At 71.1% G+C, this 18,089-nt stretch carries 21 protein-coding genes; 11 read left to right on the forward strand and 10 right to left on the reverse strand.

The genetic code is table 11. From position 1 onward, the window contains the following. Positions 1-100: 100 nt before the first annotated feature. From ACFVFS_RS36010 to ACFVFS_RS36025, 4 genes are all read left to right on the forward strand, one after another. The gene (locus ACFVFS_RS36010; RefSeq protein ID WP_380629181.1) at positions 101-1,369 is read left to right on the forward strand and encodes an energy-coupling factor transporter transmembrane component T; all 1,269 of its coding nucleotides are present in this window, start codon (positions 101-103) and stop codon (positions 1,367-1,369) included. Beyond that, on the forward strand, positions 1,366-2,994 hold the full coding sequence (locus ACFVFS_RS36015) for an ABC transporter ATP-binding protein (protein WP_380629160.1): 1,629 nt from the start codon (positions 1,366-1,368) through the stop codon (positions 2,992-2,994). Before ACFVFS_RS36010 ends, ACFVFS_RS36015 begins: the two co-directional genes overlap by 4 nt. Then, positions 2,991-3,896 (forward strand): ECF transporter S component, encoded by a 906-nt coding sequence (locus tag ACFVFS_RS36020; protein WP_380629161.1) that lies wholly within the window; start codon positions 2,991-2,993, stop codon positions 3,894-3,896. The genes ACFVFS_RS36015 and ACFVFS_RS36020 overlap by 4 nt, the downstream gene beginning before the upstream one ends. 74 nt (positions 3,897-3,970) lie before the next feature. Then, positions 3,971-4,969, forward strand: coding sequence for an RICIN domain-containing protein (locus ACFVFS_RS36025; RefSeq protein ID WP_380629162.1), 999 nt, complete (start codon positions 3,971-3,973; stop codon positions 4,967-4,969). Here the strand turns inward: ACFVFS_RS36025 and ACFVFS_RS36030 are convergent. The 4 genes from ACFVFS_RS36030 to ACFVFS_RS36045 all read right to left on the reverse strand — a co-directional run bounded on the left by ACFVFS_RS36030 (position 4,942) and on the right by ACFVFS_RS36045 (position 7,409). Continuing rightward, positions 4,942-5,766 carry a helix-turn-helix domain-containing protein gene (locus tag ACFVFS_RS36030; RefSeq protein ID WP_380629163.1) on the reverse strand — a complete coding sequence of 275 codons (825 nt, stop codon included), beginning with the start codon at positions 5,764-5,766 and terminating at the stop codon, positions 4,942-4,944. The genes ACFVFS_RS36025 and ACFVFS_RS36030 overlap by 28 nt on opposite strands. Before the next feature lie 261 nt (positions 5,767-6,027). After that, positions 6,028-6,231, reverse strand: a complete 204-nt coding sequence (locus tag ACFVFS_RS36035; RefSeq protein WP_380629164.1) for a DUF397 domain-containing protein — start codon at positions 6,229-6,231, stop codon at positions 6,028-6,030. Between the two features lie 108 nt (positions 6,232-6,339). Beyond that, on the reverse strand, positions 6,340-6,549 hold the full coding sequence (locus ACFVFS_RS36040; RefSeq protein ID WP_380629165.1) for a DUF397 domain-containing protein: 210 nt from the start codon (positions 6,547-6,549) through the stop codon (positions 6,340-6,342). Next, positions 6,546-7,409 carry a Scr1 family TA system antitoxin-like transcriptional regulator gene (locus ACFVFS_RS36045; RefSeq protein WP_380629166.1) on the reverse strand — a complete coding sequence of 288 codons (864 nt, stop codon included), beginning with the start codon at positions 7,407-7,409 and terminating at the stop codon, positions 6,546-6,548. Before ACFVFS_RS36045 ends, ACFVFS_RS36040 begins: the two co-directional genes overlap by 4 nt. Before the next feature lie 72 nt (positions 7,410-7,481). Here ACFVFS_RS36045 and ACFVFS_RS36050 point away from each other — a divergent pair, with 72 nt between their 5' ends. The 6 genes from ACFVFS_RS36050 to ACFVFS_RS36075 all read left to right on the forward strand — a co-directional run bounded on the left by ACFVFS_RS36050 (position 7,482) and on the right by ACFVFS_RS36075 (position 10,409). Then, positions 7,482-7,694, forward strand: coding sequence for a hypothetical protein (locus ACFVFS_RS36050; RefSeq protein WP_380629168.1), 213 nt, complete (start codon positions 7,482-7,484; stop codon positions 7,692-7,694). Positions 7,695-7,965: 271 nt separating this feature from the next. Further along, on the forward strand, positions 7,966-8,442 hold the full coding sequence (locus tag ACFVFS_RS36055; RefSeq protein WP_380629169.1) for an NUDIX domain-containing protein: 477 nt from the start codon (positions 7,966-7,968) through the stop codon (positions 8,440-8,442). 1 nt (position 8,443) lies between these two features. Continuing rightward, positions 8,444-8,770 carry a hypothetical protein gene (locus tag ACFVFS_RS36060; RefSeq protein WP_380629170.1) on the forward strand — a complete coding sequence of 109 codons (327 nt, stop codon included), beginning with the start codon at positions 8,444-8,446 and terminating at the stop codon, positions 8,768-8,770. 15 nt (positions 8,771-8,785) lie between these two features. Then, complete coding sequence (locus tag ACFVFS_RS36065) at positions 8,786-9,181, forward strand: hypothetical protein (RefSeq protein ID WP_380629171.1); 396 nt, start codon at positions 8,786-8,788, stop codon at positions 9,179-9,181. 378 nt (positions 9,182-9,559) lie between these two features. Further along, positions 9,560-9,850 (forward strand): hypothetical protein, encoded by a 291-nt coding sequence (locus ACFVFS_RS36070; protein ID WP_380629172.1) that lies wholly within the window; start codon positions 9,560-9,562, stop codon positions 9,848-9,850. A gap of 109 nt (positions 9,851-9,959) precedes the next feature. Next, positions 9,960-10,409, forward strand: coding sequence for a hypothetical protein (locus ACFVFS_RS36075; protein WP_380629173.1), 450 nt, complete (start codon positions 9,960-9,962; stop codon positions 10,407-10,409). 151 nt (positions 10,410-10,560) lie between these two features. Here ACFVFS_RS36075 and ACFVFS_RS36080 read toward each other — a convergent pair whose 3' ends face one another. The 4 genes from ACFVFS_RS36080 to ACFVFS_RS36095 form a co-directional block, all read right to left on the reverse strand. Beyond that, positions 10,561-11,352 carry a hypothetical protein gene (locus tag ACFVFS_RS36080; protein WP_380629174.1) on the reverse strand — a complete coding sequence of 264 codons (792 nt, stop codon included), beginning with the start codon at positions 11,350-11,352 and terminating at the stop codon, positions 10,561-10,563. A gap of 281 nt (positions 11,353-11,633) precedes the next feature. Beyond that, complete coding sequence (locus ACFVFS_RS36085) at positions 11,634-11,933, reverse strand: hypothetical protein (RefSeq protein ID WP_380629175.1); 300 nt, start codon at positions 11,931-11,933, stop codon at positions 11,634-11,636. 268 nt (positions 11,934-12,201) lie between these two features. Continuing rightward, the gene (locus ACFVFS_RS36090) at positions 12,202-12,921 is read right to left on the reverse strand and encodes a hypothetical protein (protein WP_380629176.1); all 720 of its coding nucleotides are present in this window, start codon (positions 12,919-12,921) and stop codon (positions 12,202-12,204) included. A gap of 5 nt (positions 12,922-12,926) precedes the next feature. After that, positions 12,927-13,241 carry a hypothetical protein gene (locus tag ACFVFS_RS36095; protein ID WP_380629177.1) on the reverse strand — a complete coding sequence of 105 codons (315 nt, stop codon included), beginning with the start codon at positions 13,239-13,241 and terminating at the stop codon, positions 12,927-12,929. 906 nt (positions 13,242-14,147) lie between these two features. On the opposite strand from ACFVFS_RS36095, the gene ACFVFS_RS36100 reads away from it, so the two are divergent. After that, positions 14,148-15,899, forward strand: coding sequence for a peroxidase family protein (locus tag ACFVFS_RS36100; RefSeq protein ID WP_380629178.1), 1,752 nt, complete (start codon positions 14,148-14,150; stop codon positions 15,897-15,899). Positions 15,900-15,947: 48 nt separating this feature from the next. Here the strand turns inward: ACFVFS_RS36100 and ACFVFS_RS36105 are convergent, their stop codons facing one another. Then, positions 15,948-16,625 carry a response regulator gene (locus ACFVFS_RS36105; RefSeq protein ID WP_380629179.1) on the reverse strand — a complete coding sequence of 226 codons (678 nt, stop codon included), beginning with the start codon at positions 16,623-16,625 and terminating at the stop codon, positions 15,948-15,950. After that, positions 16,613-17,860 (reverse strand): histidine kinase, encoded by a 1,248-nt coding sequence (locus tag ACFVFS_RS36110; protein ID WP_380629180.1) that lies wholly within the window; start codon positions 17,858-17,860, stop codon positions 16,613-16,615. The genes ACFVFS_RS36105 and ACFVFS_RS36110 overlap by 13 nt, the downstream gene beginning before the upstream one ends. Between the last annotated feature and the right edge of the window lie 229 nt (positions 17,861-18,089).

The following is an 18,089-nucleotide window of genomic DNA, read 5'->3' on the forward strand; positions in this document are numbered from 1 at the left end:
TTATTAAAACCCCCACCTTATGGTGGGCTGTTTCTTTTTTTTATACCACCCTGGTAAAAAAAAACCCCCCACCCCCGGGCCCTGTAGTGGGCCCGGCCCTATTACCGCCGCCGAACCGACCGCCCCACCCCTGGACCCCACCGTGCCCACACCCCGCGCCGCCCGCCGCCGGCCCCCCGCCGGCCCCCGCCACCTCCACCCCGGAGCCTGGTGGCTGTGGGCACTCGGCCTGGGCGCGGCCGCCACCCGCACCACCAACCCGCTGGTGCTGCTCCTGCTCGCCGCCGTCGCCGGCTACGTCGTCGCCGCCCGGCGCGGCGACGCCCCCTGGTCCCTCTCCTACGGCGCGTTCCTGCGCCTCGGCCTCCTCGTCCTCGGCATCCGCCTGGTCTTCGCCGTCCTCCTCGGCTCACCGGTCCCCGGCACCCACGTCCTGTTCACCCTCCCCGAAGTCCCGCTCCCCGCCTGGGCGCAGGGCGTGCGGATCGGCGGACGGGTCACCCTCGAAGGCCTGCTCGCCGCGCTCTACGACGGGCTGCGGCTGGCCACCCTGCTGGTCTGCGTCGGCGCGGCGAACGCCCTCGCCAGCCCGGCCCGCCTGCTGCGCACCCTCCCCGGCGCGCTCTACGAGGCGGGCGTCGCCGTCGTGGTCGCGATGACCTTCGCGCCGAACCTGGTCGCCGACGTGCAGCGGCTGCGCTCCGCCCGCCGCCTGCGCGGACGCACCGACCGCGGCATCGCCGCCGTGCTCAGCGTCGGACTGCCCGTCCTGGAGGGCGCGCTGGAGCGCTCGGTGGCGCTCGCCGCCGCGATGGACACCCGCGGGTTCGGGCGCACCGCCGCGGTCCCCCGCCGGATCGCCGCGCTCACCGCCGCCCTCACCCTGGCCGGGCTGCTCGGCATCTGCCTGGCCGCGTACGGGCTGCTGACGGCGGGCGGCAGCGGGTGGGCGGTGCCGGTGCTGGTGATCGGCCTGGCCGCCGCCTTCGCCGGGCTCCTGCTCGGCGGCCGGCGCTCCGTCCGGACCCGCTACCGGCCCGACCCCTGGGCGCTGCCCGAGTGGCTCACCGCCGGGTCGGGGATCGCGGTCGCCGCGTCGACGGCCTGGCTCGCCGCGCTCGACCCGGCGGCCTTCGCCCCCACCGTCGTCCCGCCGACCGCCCCCGTCCTCCCGGTCGCCGCCGCGGCGGCGGTCCTCCTCGGCCTGGTCCCCGCCTTCGCGGCCCCGCCCCCGCCGTCCACCACCGCGGACCCCCGCCCCTCACCCGCCCCGAGCCCTCCGACCTCCCTCGCCGCCCCGACCACCCCGGCGCACCCGACCACCCCGGCCCACCCGACCGCCCCGACCGAGCCCCGGAGGACCTCGTGATCACCTTCGAACAGGTCGGCGTCCAGTACGCCGACGCCGCGGCCCCCGCGCTCAGCGGCGTCGACCTGACGATCCCCGAGGGCGAACTCTGCCTGCTCGTCGGCCCGTCGGGCTCCGGCAAGTCCACCCTGCTGGGCACGGTGAGCGGCCTCGTCCCGCACTTCACCGGCGGCGTGCTGCACGGCCGGGTCACCGTCGCCGGGCGCGACACCCGCGAGCACCGCCCGCGCGACCTCGCCGACCTGGTCGGCACGGTCGGCCAGGACCCGCGCGCGCACTTCGTCACCGACACCGTCGAGGACGAACTCGCCTACGGCATGGAGTCGTTGGGCCTGCCCCCGGACGTGATGCGGCGCCGCGTCGAGGAGACCCTCGACCTGCTCGGCCTGGCCGACCTGCGCCGCCGCGCGCTCACCTCGCTCTCCGGCGGCCAGCAGCAGCGGGTCGCGATCGGCTCGGTGCTCACCGTCCACCCGCGCGTGCTGGTGCTGGACGAGCCCACCTCCGCGCTCGACCCGGGCGCCGCCGAGGAGGTGCTGGCCGTGCTCCAGCGGCTGGTCCACGACCTCGGCACCACCGTGCTGATGGCGGAGCACCGGCTGGAGCGAGTGGTCCAGTACGCCGACCAGGTCCTGCTGCTGACCCCCGGCGCGCCGCCCGTCCTCGGCGAGCCGGCCGAGGTGATGGCCCACTCACCGGTGCACCCGCCGGTGGTCGGGCTCGGCCGACTGGCCGGCTGGCGCCCGCTGCCGCTCACCGTCCGCGACGCCCGCCGCCGGGCCGCCGGGCTGCGCACCCGGCTGGACGGCCACCGTCCGCCCGCCCCGTCCGCCTCCTCCGCCGCGGACCGCCGCGCGCCGCTCGCCACCGCCTCCCGCCTGGTGGTCCACCGCGGCCCCGTCCCCGCCCTGCGCGGGGTCGACCTCACCCTCCACCCGGGCGAGGTCACCGCCCTCATGGGCCGCAACGGCGCCGGCAAGTCCACCCTGCTCGGCACCCTGGTCGGCCTGCACGCACCCGCCGCCGGCTCGGTCACCGTCGGCGGCCGCACCCCGCACCGCACCCGGCCCGCCGAACTGATCCGCCGGGTCGGCCTCGTCCCGCAGGACCCGCGCGACCTGCTCTACGGGGAGAGCGTCACCGCCGAGTGCACCTCCGCCGACCGCGACGCGGGCGCCGCGCCCGGCACCTGCCGCGCCCTGGTCGAACGGCTGCTGCCCGGCCTCGCCGACACCGCCCACCCGCGCGACCTCTCCGAGGGCCAGCGTCTCACCCTCGCCCTGGCGGTGGTGCTCACCGCCCGCCCGCCGCTGATCCTGCTCGACGAGCCCACCCGGGGCCTCGACTACGCGGCCAAGGCCCGGCTGGTGGAGATCCTGCGCGACCTCGCCGCCGAGGGCCACGCCGTCCTGCTGGCCACCCACGACGTCGAGCTGGCGGCCGAACTCTCCCACCGCACGGCCGTCCTGGCCGACGGCGAGATCGTCGCGGACGGGCCGACGCCCGAGGTGGTGCTCGGCTCCCCGGCCTTCGCCCCGCAGGTCGCCAAGATCCTCGCCCCGGGCCCCTGGCTCACCGTCCACCAGGTCGCCGACGCCCTCGCCCTCGCCGAGGCCGCCGAGTGAACCCGCCCCACGCCCCGCTGGCCCGCCCCGTCCCGCTCGGCCGCCGCTCGGTCCTCGCCCTCGCCCTGGTCTCGCTGGTCGGTGTGGCGGGCTTCGGCTGGCCGCTGCTCGCCGCCACGGACTCCGCCCTGGTGGGCCATTCCGCCGACGCCCCCTGGCTGTTCGCCCTGCTCCTCCCGCTCCTGCTCGCCGTCCTCGTCGCCCAGATCTCCGAGGGCCGCGCGGCGGGCGGCGACGCGCCGGGTCTGGACGCCAAGTCGGTGGCCCTGCTCGGCGTGCTGGCCGCCGCCGGCGCCGCCCTGCGCCCGCTCGGCGCGGGCACCGCCGGGCTGGAGCCGATGTTCTTCCTGATGGTGCTGGCCGGCCGGGTGCTCGGACCGGGCTTCGGCTTCGTGCTCGGCGCGCTGTCGATGTTCGCCTCCGCGCTGCTGACCGGCGGCGTCGGGCCCTGGCTGCCGTTCCAGATGCTCGCCATGGGCTGGGTGAGCTTCGGCGCCGGTCTCCTCCCCGGCCCGGCCCGTCTGCGCGGCCGCCGCGAACTCGCCGTCCTCGCCGTCTACGGAGCCACGGCCTCCCTCCTCTACGGCGTGATCATGAACCTCCAGGGCTGGCCCTACATCGCGGGCCTGGCGAGCTCGATCTCCTTCGTCCCGGGCGACCCGCTCCCCGACAACCTGGTCCGTTTCGCCGCCTACTGCCTCACCACCTCGCTCGGCTGGGACCTCCCGCGCGCCGCCCTCACCGTCGTCCTCTGCCTCACCCTCGGCACCCCCGTCCTGCGGGCCCTGCGCCGCGCCACCCGCCGCGCCGCCTTCGCCGCCCCGGTCGCCTTCCGCCCGCCGGCTCACCCGGCCGGCAGCGCCCCGCCGCCCGAAGGGGTGAACCACACCGCCCGGCCGTGACGGGCGGCCCCCACACCACCGGGACCTCCACGAAGATGCTCGACCGCAGCCCCCGAGGAAGTGGAGTCGAGCCCATGCACCCCCTCAAGCGACGCCTCGCCCGCACGGCCACCGTCGCCACCACGGCGCTGGCCCTCGCCGGCGCCTTCGCCCAACCAGCCGCCGCCGTCACCTTCATCGGCCGAGACGTGCCGAGCACCGTCACGATCGCCCCGGGCGAGAGCGCCGCCGTCCCGTGGACGTACCAGAACACCGGCGGCGCGGGCAGCCTTCCCGCCTCCGGCATGACCGCCGTCTTCACCGCCCCGGGCAGCACCGTCTTCGCCCCGCAGACCACCGTGCCCACGCAGTACAGCGGCGACGGCTCGGCCTGGGGCACCAACAACGTCGGTCTGCGCAACTGCGCCCTCAGCAACGGGAACCGGACCCTCACCTGCGAGGGCTACGGCCGCAACGGGGGCAACAGCGGCTGGCCGTCCAACGGCTACTTTCGTTTCTCCCCGCAGGTCACCGTGGACACCGGCGCCCCCGCCGACACCGTCCTCCCGCGCGGCAACGGCAGCTTCCGGTACACCAACCCGGGCAGCGCCACCGAGTACACGATCACCGACGGCACCCTGACCGTCGCCACCCCGCCCCGACCGCCGTCCGGCATGTGCCTGGACGTCGGCAACACCCGGGTCAACGCGGACAACGTCCGCATCTGGCAGTGCCTGGACCACGCCAACCAGCGCTTCGTCATCGACGACGGCCGGATCAAGGTCGCCGACACCGTCGGCACCGGCGGTCCCGAGATGTGCCTCGACGCCGACAACACCGGCACCAACGGCGACAACGTCCGTATCTGGGCCTGCGAGTACTCCCAGGCCGCCGACGCCAACCAGGCCTGGCTGCTGCGCCGGGGGTTGGTGGTCCTGGAATCGACGGTCGGCTCCGCCCGGGAGATGTGCCTGGACGTCGGCGGTACGCGCGACAACGGCGACAACGTGTTCCTGTACGCGTGCGGCGCCGCCAACCCCAACCAGAGGTTCCTGGTCGAGAACGGCTACTTCAAGGTCCGCGACACCGTCTGATCCGCTACGCAACCGGCGCACGACTCCCCCGCCCCGGCGACGGGACGGCCGCACATGCCGTCCCGTCCCGGGCACTCATGACGCCTCGGGCGCGGCACCGCCACCGCACCCTTGGTCCACGGAACGGGCGGCACTTTCGTCAAGCGCCCGCCGAGGACGGCCGCGACGCTGTGGGTCAGCTTTCCCGGCAGCGGCGCGGCCAGGATGCCCAGCAGCGCGTCCGCCGACCAGCCGCCCGCCAACAGGCCCTCCACCCGCGACGCCTGGTCCACCAGGGGCTTGCCCGCCAGGGCGAGCTTCGGATCACGTCGGCCGAGTTCGAGCAGCAGGCCCAGCCCCTCCGTCATGCGAGGCGCTGCCTTCGCCGGAAGGACGGAAGGTTCCTTGCGCCCCACCGTCCTTACCCTCAAGGAGGGGCTTCCCGCCTTCCCGACGCCGGGCACCCCGGCGGCCGGAGACGCGGGAAGCGGCGGCAGCGTGTGAACCGCCTTGTCCGCAACGGGAACTTCATGCACGGAGACCACCGTCCTGACCCGCCCGGTCAAGGGGTCGCGCACGGTCCGCCGCACGTAATGGCCGGCCGCCTCCAGCTCCCGCAGCGCGCGGGCGACCGTCGCGCGTCCCTCGACACTCTTTGCCGCCAGAGTCCGTACGTCCTCACGGGCTCCGTCCGGCAGGCTGAGCAGATAGACCAGCAGTCCTCGGGCAGCCCAGGAGAGCGCGTGCTTTCGCACGACATGCCCGTTGTCCAGGATCGTGTACCCGGGTGCGTGGTCGGGGATACGATGAATCCGCATCGTGGAGTCCTTTTCACTCCTGGTGCCAATCCCCGGGGTGTTGGCGCACCGCCGGGGCTTTTCATGTCGGCATCACGGTAAGCACGGCCACCGACCCCCCGGCCCTGAATCAGCCGATCTCCCCTCCGGATCACCCGTATTGGGGGCGCGCAGGCGCACACCCCAGCGCGACACACAGCGACGCACCCCGGTCCGACCCGAGGCCGGCCATCCTGGTCACGGAGTACCGGGGCCCCCGGCGGCAGGCACGTTCAACCCGCATCAGACGACACCGAACTCGCCCGCCTGAACGGCACCGACGAACGCCCGCCACGCGCCGGAAGAGAAGACCAACGCTGCACCCACGGGGTCCTTGGAGTCACGGACGGGGACGACACCGGGCAGACCGTCCGCCACCTCGATGCACTCGCCGCCGTTGCTGCTGTGTGAGCTCTTCCGCCAGGTGACGCCACTCAGGTCGTCCATGCTCAAAGCCCTTCCGCACGTCTCCGATGAACTCAATACCAGCGAGACCCCACCACCCCGGTCAAGGGGCAGCGGGGCCTCGGTGGTCGGCGCGTTCAACACGCCGCATCAGACGGTGCCGAACTCGCCTGCCCGAACAGCGCCAACGAACGCGCACCACGCGTCAGCCGGGAAGATCAGCGCGGGACCGGACGGGTCCTTGGAGTCACGGACCGGGACGGTACCGGGAAAGTCGGCCGCCACCTCTACGCAGGAACCGCCGTTACTGCTGTGGGAGGACTTGAACCAGGTAGCAACGGATAGATCTGGAGTGGTCATGGGGACAGCTCCTCTCGGGCCTTGCAGATGAGTTCGAGTGATGCGGCTCGGGAGAGTGCATCCACCTGCACCTGATCGTAGGCCTTCTCCCACGTTCTGACAGTCTCGTCATTTCGCACAACGTAGCCCTGCTCAGCGGATTCGGTGTACCCGACCACCGAGCGGTCAGAGAACTGCAACAGGGTCACGAACGCCCTGAACGGCGCATGTTCGGCCATGCTGAACGGTGCCACCTGCAAGAGGACGTAAGGCCTTGCGGCGAGCAACACCAGGTGGTCGAGCTGCGCACGCATGGTGGCCGGACCGCCTACGGGGCGACGGATGCCGCTCTCGTCTATCACTGCTTGAATGCGCGGCGGGTCCGGGCGTCGGTGAAGCAACTGGCGCTTGGCGAGGAACTTCTTTCGGGCCTCGGACTCGTCGGGCGTGGTACTGCCTGATGCGACGGCCGCAGTCTCAAGCGCAGCGGTGTACGCAGGCGTCTGGAACAGACCTGGGATGAGATTGGGCTCGAACACCCTGATCCCAACCGCACGAGCCTCCTGCGCAGCGTGCTCCGGAAAGCCCTCAAGAAAGCCCCTCCGCCGAAGCCCGAGCCACATCAGCTGCATGGTCTGTCCGGTGTCGAGGGCCTTGTCTGCCAGCTCCGCGAACCGGAACGAAGTGGATTTGGAGCCTGTTTCTACGGCAGAGATGTAGCTGTCCGACATCCCCATCTCATCGGCCAGCCGCTGCTGCGACCACCCCTTTGCCTCCCGTGAGCTGCGGAGCTGCGCACCGAACGCCGCGCGAGGGGATGACGAAGGATCAAGTTCTCTGCGGTTCAAGTGATCACCCATCTCCACTTCAAGCCAGAACAAGTTGAACGGATGCTGAGTGTAGGTCCAGAGTGTGTGCCCTCGGTAGCCGATCGACTACGGAAGGGAGCGGCCATGGCTGCACACCCGAGAGAACCCGCCAGAGGCAAGGCCTACGCGCCCAAGCTTCACGAGCCGGTTCGGGACATGGACAGCGGCAAGGTCGGCGCCTACATGGGCACCGAAGGCGGCCTGGTCCACCTGCGTCGGCCCGAGGGCGGCTGCGAGTGGACGGTCAAGCCCACCCGGATCGAACCGATCACGGAGCCCACGAGCACCGCAGCGTAACCGAACTGCCCGACCCCCAAGACTCCCGCCCCGCACCGCCCCCAACACCCGGCGCGAGGGCGGGCACCAACCCCCAACGAACCCCCTGAAAGGGCGGCGTTGGGGATGCACCCGGCAGTCACCTTCCGACGTGACGCACCACGCCGGGTGGTGGCTCCGCCTGCTCCGGTCCCGTGGGGCAGGCGGAGCCCACAAACCCCGCCCCGTGTTCATCCACCCTCCCCGACACGGGGCGGGGCACCCCACACCTCCCCCTCCCCGGAGCCCCGTCATGGCACATTCCGTTCGCCTCGATGCCGACGTCCTGGTCCTCAACTCGACAGGCACATCCATCCTCCTGATCCACCCGACCTACCGTCCCGACTGGGTCCTGCCCGGCGGCGGGATCCGCCCCGGCGAGTCCGTGGCCGTTGCCGCGAGACGTGAACTGCGCGAAAAGCTGGGGCTGAACAGGCTGATCACCCACGGCCTGACCGTCGACCAGGTTCCGGCCGACCCCGACACGGGAACCCCCAAGAACCTGACCGTCGTGTGCGACGGCGGGACCGTGGGCATCGGAACCGCACTGGCACCGCCCATCGAGTCCGCGCGGGAGATCCGCGCCGTGGAATGGGTGCCGCTGGACGCCCTGTCCGACCACTGCGAGCCGTTCATGCAGCGCCGGATCCGGGTCGCCGTAGCCGCGGTCATGCACGGCACCCGGATCCCCCTCCTCTACCGGGGCGAGCCGGCGACCCCCGCCGCGTGACGTGCGGCACTCCGAACCGATCACCCCGCTCCCCTACGCCCACATCGAAAACACCCTCTGGACAAGGGACTTCGACTCCCGCACCAGCGACTGCCAGTGCCCTTGGCGGGACTACCGCGGATGTGTCGACGACCTCCCCCTGCCGCCCCGCCTCGGCCTGTACATCCACCCCGACGGACGGCGCGGCAGCTTCGTCCGACGCTGGCGCCGACACGACCCGGACACGCTGGCCATCGTCCAGACGGCCGTGGTGTTCCGGCACCACAACGCCGACGGCTCGGTCGTCGAGTGGTCGTTGAAGTGCGCACGGTTGGGACCTGCCGCATAGTCCCACCGATCCCGATTGGACCCTGCGTTGTCCTTCCTCTCCGGCCCCGGCCGACTCACCATGCCCTGGTCCGCCGAGTACTTCTTCCGGGGACAGCCCGGACTCCCCGGCACCTCCGACCTCCCCGGCCTCGGACTTCCCGACGTACGCGGATGGACGACCGCCGAGAACTTCCCCCGACTCGCCGTTCAGGTCCTCACGGTCGCCGCACGCCGATGGTGGTCGCCCGACGTGCCACCTGCGGTGATGGAGTTCGGGGAGTCCCTACTCCTCGGCGCGCAGCAGGTGGCCGAGCGCGAGGGGCAGTGGCACTACGAACCGTCCGACCGGCAGGACTGGGCGGAGGTGACCGTGACCTACCACCCGGTCGGCGAACCCCCGCCGGAGCCGAGGCAACCACTGCCCCGTTGACCCGTGCACGCGGGGGCCGGCCACGCCCGGACCGCCACGGTACGGGCTTGCACCACCCGCCGCCTCAGCCACGGGGGCGGCCCATTGAACAAGGAAGACACTGTGCGAACCGCGATGGACCCGAGGACCGACCCGGACGAGAGCCCGGACGACGGCAAGGGCGGCAACCCCCTGCCCGGCGACTCCGACGACGGACGGAGGTACGGGACCTGACTCACTAACCTTGAACGACCGACCCCGCCGGACCCCCGGTCTCGACCACCAGACGGTCCGGCAGCCCGCCTGATGGGACCTCAGACAGTGACGCACTGGCACGCGTATGGTTGGAACGGCCGCGATCGGGCCGAGAGCAAGTCGCGTGACGACGAGCTGCCCCCGATGGAAGTCAAGTACTGGCTCCGCAAGTCACCCCGCCTGATCCGGGCAACTCTCAAGACCGTGGACGAGGCCGTCGACTGGATGGCCGGCGAGCTGGCGCAGCACCCCTACCCGGAGTCGTACGGCAGCAGCGACGACGCGCGCCTCCGGTTCGTCCGCGACACGCTCTCCCTGACCGCCGGGAACGACGTCGTCTGGGGCTGGTACCCGAACGCCTCGCAGTACATCTCCCGAGCACTCATCGCATGCCCCCGAACGGCCGACGGGATCCCCTGCCCGCAGGGCCTCTGAGGACAGTCCCGCAACGTCGTGCCGGACAACCGGAGAGTCGTTGTTCCCAAGTAATGGAGTGCCTGGTGCGAGTGGGTCCCGTTACAGTTCCGGCGTTGAGGCTCTTGACGTGGGGGACGAAGCGGTGACGGAACCGGCAGGATCTTGGGGCGGTAGCGGGCAGACGGCCCAGGAGGCGATCCCGCGCGGGGGACAGCAGCAGGCCTCGACCGGCCGCGGTGGCTTCGACACCCCGAAACGCGGCAAGGGGCTCCGGCCGCTGCTGGTCGGGGTGATCATTGCGGGCCTCGCCGGGGCGGCGTTCTACGTCTTCGACTCCTCGGCCGACAAGGTCGAGGTCGGTGACTGCCTGCGCCTCCCCGACTCGATCGCGGGCTTCCGGAACGCCGAAAAGGTCGCGTGCGACGACTCGCCCACTACCGTCAAGGTCGTCGCGAAGGTCGACACGTCCAGCGGTGGCCCGTGCGACGGCGTCAGCTCCGAGACCTCGAACGCAACGCTCCTCGGGATCTACCGCGAGGCCGACGACGCCGGTCTGTGCCTCGTGGTTCCGAGGTAGTGCCCGGGCGACCGCCAGACCTGGACGAGTGGTTTTCGATGTCGGTCAGTGGTCGTAGGCGATCAGTGAGCGGGTGACGGGTCGGCCGGTGGTGCGGTTGTGCCGGATCGCGCAGGCCATCGCAAGGATCACCACCGCGGAGCTACTCGTCCTAGTAATCGCCGGAGCACGTGTAGAGGCGCTGCTGCATCGCGGCCTCCAGGCTGGCGATCCTCCGGGCGAAGGAGGCGGCATCGCAGGTGCGCAGGTCGTGGTCGGCCGGCAGGGTGGCCTTCAGTACCCGGGCTCCCGTCCCGGTGACGGTGCGTAGCGGCAGACGCGATACGCGGTTGATCCACAGGGCGGCCGTGAAAGGCAGCAGGAAGGCCACCAGCAGGAACACCGCCAGCGGGACGGGCCGGAGCCCCGGGTACACGCGCATCCACCCCCCGGCGGCCATGAACGCGACGACCACCGCGCCGATCAGCACCGACGTCAGCCGGTTCACCCGCCGTACGCGCTCCACCAGTTCCTTGTCGTCGGCCAGGCCCAGCGCCACGAGCCGGGCGCGCAGGGCCTTCGCCTCCGGGGACCCGTCCACCGCCTGGCGCAGCGTCGCGATATCACCGGCGCGCGCGGACCCGAGCGAGCGCACGGCCACCGCCTCGAATTCCCCTCCGGCACCGCCCCCCGCTCCCGCACCGGTACCGGCCGCGGCGGGCGTGGTCAGCGTGACGTCACCGGAGCGGGCGGCGGCCAGTCGGCCGCCCTCGTACATCTCCGTCAGAGTCAGCGCCCCCAGGCTCCCCGTCAGGCAGGCGAGTTCGGTCCGTGTCAGGTCGAACTCCTCACCCGCCGCGAGTTGTTCGGTCCGGCGCAGCTCCCGCAGCGCGCCGTGGCAGCGCACAGCGACCGCGGCCACCGCCGCCGACACCCCCAGCAGGAGCAGCAGGAGCACCCACATGACGCCCCCTCTCCCCGTCGGGCCAGCCCCAGTGTGCGGCTCTCGAGGATCGCCGATCAAGTGACAAGTACACTACTCGGAACGGGATTTGGCCTTGGGATGCCCTGGGGCGACAGCCCTCTTCTGCGTCAGCTCCGCTGCTCTGCCCACCGGCCTCGACAGACGGGCTCCACGCCCATGGCTGAACAGCGCCGGCACGGCCAGGGAAGGTCGAATCCGCCCGTCATCACAAGATGGCGGGCGGATTCGTACAACCCCTGCGCGGACGCAGGCGTGCGATGTCACCGCGCGACAAAGCCGATGGACACCGCATTGCTGGTATTCGACTGGGTGACCTCATCCCTCGTCGTGGCATCCGAGAGGGCGATCGTCCCCTTACTCGGCGTATCCAGACCGTCAGGGCATACCGAGTCGGCCGCCCTGCCGACGTCCACCCCGGTCGCGGCCACGGTCAGGCTGTGCTTGTTGTTCTCGTCCGTGAACACCGCCCAGCGCGCCAGGCCGAGTTCACTGCCCTGCAGATGAACCGGTCCGCCCGCCTCGACCTGGGGCGGGTAAACGGCGGTAATATGCATGCTCATTCCGCCTCGCCTCCTCTTCTCTCACGTGTGCCGTCTGTCGGAATTTCCCAGTGGAGCAATTCCTGAATCCAGTCTAAAATCCCACCGATGGCCAGGCAACCCCGCTCGACCGGGGAATCACGGTTTCGCGCAAATTTACCAGAACACCACCTCCAGTATGATTCGTTGACGAATCCTTGATAAAGTTCCCCTTGTCAGGATGTGGGCGCTGCACTCCCCTTTGTGAACGGCCCGGGAGAAACCCGACCCGGCGGGACGCGCGATTCCCCTACGGATTCTCGAACACGATGCCCAGACTGTTGCTCGTGTTGCCCGGCGCGATCTCGTCCTGAGTATCGGCGGTGGAGAGCCAGACCCGTCCGCACCCGTTGGCCAGCCCTGGGGGGCGCCTCGACTTCGCCAGGTAGCCGACATCGCTGCCCTTGGCATCCGTGATGACCGTCCTGCCATTTTCGTCCGCGAACACCGCCCAGCGCACCAGGCCGAGATTGCTGCCCTCGAAAGTGACCGGCCCTCCTTCCTCCACGTCCTGGGGGTCGACTTTGTCGATGTGGGGAACGAGGAGCTTGACGTGAATGGTCACGTCTCCGGACCCGTAGGTCTCCGGAGGGCAGTTCGGCGGGCTCTTGATGGCCAGCCGCACCCTGGGATCGCCGGAAGCGAGTCCACTACCGACGCGGACGGCGACATCGAGTTCGATCCGGTCCCCGCTGTCGTAGACGTCAAGATGGGCGCCCGCGCACCTCAGGGTGGAATCCCCCGGCGACCGCTCGCCCCGGAAGGTCCCCGGCCGGCCTCCGTTCCGGCTGAACCCCACGACGTCCTCCTCGAACGTCAGCCCCGGATCGGCGGTGAGGACGAGGTCCGCGCCCGCGACCCCCTCCCGCCTGTCGACCACCCGGAACGCGGCGGTGACCACGGAACCCGGGTCGGCCGGGACGTCCTCGGCCGTCACGTCCAGCCGGCCGCCGCTGCCTCCGGTCTCCACACTACTCACCAGCCCAGCACGGTCACCCAGACCTCCCCGGCCGACGGATAGCCGCCGATCTGGGGATCGAATGCCCATTCACACGTCACCAGGACCGCACCCTTCTGGGCGTCCTCAAGGCCGGCCTCCGCCTTCACATGGATCCTTCCGATCTGCTGGTACTGGGCATCGGTGTAGTGCCCGGAGTAGCCGGACACAAAGGCGACCACCCTGTTGACACACTGCTCGAACGAGAATGACCACGTCTGGGTCCTGACGGATGCCTCGCTGGACCGCGAAAATTCAAAATGATGCTGCTCGACCTGAATACTCGGCGCCACACCCACTCCGACCACCGCCTTCTCTTCCCGTTACATCCCACCCGTCTCGGCGATGACCAGGATCCGCGCCGAGGCCTGGAAGTTGTAGTCGGGTCCGGCGTCCCGCGGGCGCAGCAGGAATGTCACCTGAACCGCAGCGGTATTACCGGTCAGCTTCCCCACGGAGCAATCGACGCGCTCCTTCCCGTAGGGGGCTTCGCCGGGATTGTACGGCCCTCTCAGGAATTCAAGGGAGAATGCTTGGACAGCGGCTTCGGCATTCTTTACGGGGTGACTGAAAGTGGCAGTCCCATTCCATATCAGCGGCTCCGTGCTACGGCCGTGCTCGTACGGGACCGCATCGACGACTGTGAATTCTATTCCCATGGTCCACCCTCCAGACTCACAAGACTTGTCACTGCCGATTCGCCGCAGCTCGTCGCCGACGCCAGGGGACGCCGACCGCCGACCGGTCAGCCCGCTACGGCCGACTCGCCCCCGTTCGGCATAGCCGTCGCCCTCTTCACCCTCGTCATGCTTTCGGCGCCGCCGGAGTCCGGAGCGAGGGGGCCGGCCCGGCCGGCTGACGGTTCGTACACTTCCCAGTGCACACCACCTCATCCACGATCGCAATCCGAAGCGATATGACTACCCGAGGTGACCGGCCTGCGGGCTCAACTCGACGACGGGTCCTCGGCCCGCGCGGACGTCCGTTCGATCGTGGGCCGGCCGGTGACCGCCCACGGCCCCGGGCGGGCTGCCCGGGTCAAGGCACCGGGCCGTTGCGGTGGTATTCGGCGGCCGGGGTTACCCGCACGACGGAGCGCGGGCATGCGTGCGGGGCGGCCGTGACCGAGTCGGCCGTGAAGCCCCCGGGTGAGGGCGCCCCGGCACCCTCACCCGGACGACGGAAGGAAGAGTCCTCCGATGACCACGGACACCACGACGGCCGAAGCGCCCGCCGGCGACGTCGCCACCCGACGGGAGGAGGCCCGCACCCGACTCCTCGACCAACTCCTGGGCCGCGACGGACAAGCAGCGCTGAGCCCGGACGGCCTCCGGGTCGCTGACCCCACCTTCACCGGCCACGGCTGCCCGCTGCGCCTGGACCTGGGCGACGGCACCCGCCCCGCGGAGCCGCACACCCCGGTCGCGTTCCGGGACACGGTGGTGGAGACCGGCACCTACACGTGGCTGTTCCCCGCGCTGCACGGGTACGTGCCCGGCGACGATCTGATCGAGGAACTCGGCGCACCCGGCGGCCAGATGGACCTCAACCCCCCGCTCCCGTTCGACAAGAGGCAGTGCGCCGAGCTCGGCGAGAAGATCGACGACAAGTACCTGGCGAAGCCGCCGACGCCGTCGACGGACCCGGCCAAGGCCGGCATCCCGGCGGGCTACACCTACCTCGGCCAGTTCCTCGACCACAACATCACCTTCCAGGCCGACGTGACCTTCGACAGCAACACCATCGGGGACACGACGAACTTCCGCAGCGCCAGGGTCGACCTCTCCCACGTCTACGGACTCGGCCCCAAGACCCAGTCGTTCGCGTTCTACGACAACCTCGACATCGGAAAGTTCTGGATCGACCCGAACCGCGACTACGACGTGCCCCGCAACCCCCAGGGCGTCCCGGTCATCGCTGACCCGCGCAACGACAACACCATCATCTCGATCCAGATCCACCACGCCTTCATGCTGTTCCACAACGCCGTGGTCGACATGCTGAAGGGCTCGGTCCCGGACGTCGCGCTCTTCGACACGGCCAAGCGACAGGTCGTCTGGCACTACCAGTGGATGATCCTCAACGACTGGCTTCCCAGGATCGTGAAGGACTCGGTGTACGCGAAGGTCAAGGCCGCGGCCGAGAACAAGGAATCCCCCTTCCTCCTCTTCAATCCCCCGCAGGACAAGCCGGTCGTACTGCCCCTCGAATTCACCACCGCCGCCTACCGGCTGCACTCGCTGCCGGTCGAGGAGTACCGCCTCAACAACGCCACGACCGGCCACCTCTTCAACTTCCGCAGACCGTTCTCCCCGCTGCGCACCGAACAGGTCATCGACTGGCACCAGTTCTTCGCGATCCCTGGGGGCGCGCGGCAACCCCAGTACGCGAAGAGGTTCGACAGGAAGATCATCCACGCCTTCCTCCAGATGCCGCCCCCGATCGACAGCCCCCTGACGTGGCTGGAGGACTCCACGGAGAAGGAAGGGCTCCCGGACGGAAACCCGTACCGGGGCCAGCTCTACTCGCCACTGCTCTCCATCGCCATCCGGAACCTGCGCCGCGCGAACTCCTTCGTCCGCGGGGACGGCACCAAGGGGCTGTCCTCCGGGGAGGACCTCGCCAAGGAGGTGTACGCGAAGTACGGTTCGGGCCACGATCCTTACACGCCGAAGGACTTCGGGCTGAAGGACTTCGACCATGTACCGCCCTGGTACTACGTCCTGGGCGAGGGCGCGCTCGAAGAGAAGTCGGCCGTGGGCAGCCTCAAGCTCGGCACCCTGGGCAGCGCCATCGTCGGCGAGGTGATCGCCGCACTGATCAAGGCCGACCCGGGCTCGTACCTCAGCCACAACAGCAAGAACTCGGCACCCCCGTGGCAGCCGACGCTCGGCAAGGACCCCGGCACGTTCTACATGGCGGACCTCGTGCGCATCGCCGGACTCGTGTGACGACGGGCCGGCGGCCGGGCCCGCCGGCCCGGGCCGCCGGGAAGGTCCTCAGGTCGAAGGTGCTCGTGGTCGAAGGTGCTCGTGGTCGGCTGCGAGGAACCGCAGCACGGCCAGGACGCGGCGGTGGTCCACGTCGACCACGGGCAGGTCGAGCTTGGCGAAGATGTTGTTGATGTGCTTCGCCACCGCGCTCTCGCCGACCACCAGCGTCTGTGCGATGCCGGTATTGGAGCGCCCCTCGGCCATCAGGCCGAGCACCTCCCGTTCGCGGGGGGTCAGCCGGGCGAGCGGGTCGCTGTCGCGCCGCAGCAGCAACTGGGCGACGACCTGCGGGTCCAGAGCCGTGCCCCCGTCCGCCACCCGCCGCACCGCCGCCACGAAGTCGGTGACATCGGCAACGCGCTGCTTGAGCAGGTAGCCCACACCGCTGGTGTGCGCGGACAGCAGGTCGGCCGCGTACCGCTCCTCCACGTACTGCGACAGCAGCACCACCGCCGTCCCCGGCCAGCGCCGGCGGATCTCCATCGCCGCCCGCACCCCCTCGTCGGTGAAGCCGGGCGGCATCCGGACGTCGATCAGGGCGAGTTCGGGCCGGTGCTCCGCCACCGCCGCCAACAGCCCCTCCGCGTCGCCGGCTTCCGCGGCGACCTGGAACCCGCCCATCTCCAGCACCTTGATCAGGCCGACCCGCAACAACACCGAATCCTCGGCGATCACCGCGCGCACGGCAGCTCCGCGGTGATGGTGGTGGGCCCGCCGACGGGGCTGCTGACGTGGAAGGCCCCGTCGAGGGAGCCGACCCGCTTGGCCAGCCCGGTCAGCCCCGTGCCGGCGGCGGCGTCGGCACCGCCCAGCCCGTCGTCGGTGACCCGCACCCGCAGCACCTCGCCGACCCGGCGGACCAGCACCTCCACCCGCATCGCGCCGGCGTGCTTCGTCGCGTTGGTCAGCGCCTCCGAGATCACGAAGTACGCGACCGACTCCACGCTTGGCGCCACCCGCTCCTCCAGATCGACCCGCAGCCGCACCGGCAGGGGCGTGCGGGCGGCCAGCCCGGACAACGCCGCGTCCAGACCCCGGTCTTCGAGCACGGCCGGGTGCAGCCCCCGCGCCAGGTCGTTGAGTTCGGCGATCGCCTCCTTCGCCTCCAGGTGCGCCCTCGCGATCACCTCGCGGGCATCGCTCGGCAGGTCCGGGCGGGTGGCGATGGCCAGACCCAGGTTGACCGCGAGCGACACCAACCGCTGCTGGGTGCCGTCGTGCAGGTCGCGCTCGATCCGGCGGCGCTCCGCGTCGACGGCCTCGATCAAGTCGCTCCGGCTCACGGCCAGCTGATCGACCCGTTCCTGGAGCCGCTGCGTCCGACTGGGCCCGAGCAGGCCCAACGCCAGCCGCGCCTCGGCCCGGGCCACCGCCCGCGCGGTCCGGGGCAGAGCGCACAGGAGGAGGAGTCCGGCCGCCGTGTAGACCGGCAATTGGGTCAGGTAGCGGAACCAGTCCTGGCGGATTCCGGCCGGCAGCGCCCACGCCCAGGCGTAGACGACGACGCCCGCCAGGCCCGCCGCCGCCGACACGAGCACCAGCAGCTCCAGCAGCGCGAGCAGCGGGCCCAGCAGGAGGTGGTAGCCGACCTCGCGCCAAGGCCGCGTCGCCGTGAGCCGCCGGGCGGCCGGGGCCCACGTCCGCCGTTCCGGCGCGGTGGGGGTGAGCCGGGGGACGTCCACACCGATGAGCGCCCGGTAGCGGACCCGCTGGACGGCCGTCAGCGCCGCGGTGCCGAGCAGGATCAGCGCGGCCGACACGGACACCGTCAGGAGCCAGTTCCCGGTCTTGGCGGTGGTCGTCGCCGCCCAGGACCACACGGGCACCAGCGCCAGGTGCGGCGGCACGCCGGCGGCCAGAAAGCCGGTGTCCCGCCGTGCCCGGAGGGCCGAGCGTCTCAGCCGGGCTGGAATCGTCATGGCACGACGCTAGGGCACTGTGGGAGGACGGTGCCATGAAACCTGTACCCGATCTCATGGTGAACCTAGTACCACTGTCCTTGCAGCCATGCCGGTGATCCGGCAGGGCGAGGCCGGATCCCCCCCCATCACAGCGGCGGGGGCCCCCCCCCCCCCCCGGGGGCGGCCCCCCCCCGCTACCCGGGCGGGCCGGGGGGCGGGGGGCCGGGGCGCCGCGGGAGGACCAGGC

The sequence above is a fragment of the Kitasatospora sp. NPDC057692 genome (genome assembly GCF_042799475.1).
Taxonomy (GTDB): domain Bacteria; phylum Actinomycetota; class Actinomycetes; order Streptomycetales; family Streptomycetaceae; genus Kitasatospora.

Bases quoted from the DNA above. Each gene is read 5' to 3' on its own strand.
- ACFVFS_RS36025 (WP_380629162.1), top strand. From the start codon at position 3,971: ATGCACCCCCTCAAGCGACGCCTCGCCCGCACGGCCACCGTCGCCACC.
- ACFVFS_RS36030 (WP_380629163.1), bottom strand. From the start codon at position 5,766: ATGCGGATTCATCGTATCCCCGACCACGCACCCGGGTACACGATCCTG.
- ACFVFS_RS36035 (WP_380629164.1), bottom strand. From the start codon at position 6,231: ATGGACGACCTGAGTGGCGTCACCTGGCGGAAGAGCTCACACAGCAGC.
- ACFVFS_RS36040 (WP_380629165.1), bottom strand. From the start codon at position 6,549: ATGACCACTCCAGATCTATCCGTTGCTACCTGGTTCAAGTCCTCCCAC.
- ACFVFS_RS36050 (WP_380629168.1), top strand. From the start codon at position 7,482: ATGGCTGCACACCCGAGAGAACCCGCCAGAGGCAAGGCCTACGCGCCC.
- ACFVFS_RS36055 (WP_380629169.1), top strand. From the start codon at position 7,966: ATGGCACATTCCGTTCGCCTCGATGCCGACGTCCTGGTCCTCAACTCG.
- ACFVFS_RS36070 (WP_380629172.1), top strand. From the start codon at position 9,560: ATGGAAGTCAAGTACTGGCTCCGCAAGTCACCCCGCCTGATCCGGGCA.
- ACFVFS_RS36080 (WP_380629174.1), bottom strand. From the start codon at position 11,352: ATGTGGGTGCTCCTGCTGCTCCTGCTGGGGGTGTCGGCGGCGGTGGCC.
- ACFVFS_RS36085 (WP_380629175.1), bottom strand. From the start codon at position 11,933: ATGAGCATGCATATTACCGCCGTTTACCCGCCCCAGGTCGAGGCGGGC.
- ACFVFS_RS36100 (WP_380629178.1), top strand. From the start codon at position 14,148: ATGACCACGGACACCACGACGGCCGAAGCGCCCGCCGGCGACGTCGCC.
- ACFVFS_RS36110 (WP_380629180.1), bottom strand. From the start codon at position 17,860: ATGACGATTCCAGCCCGGCTGAGACGCTCGGCCCTCCGGGCACGGCGG.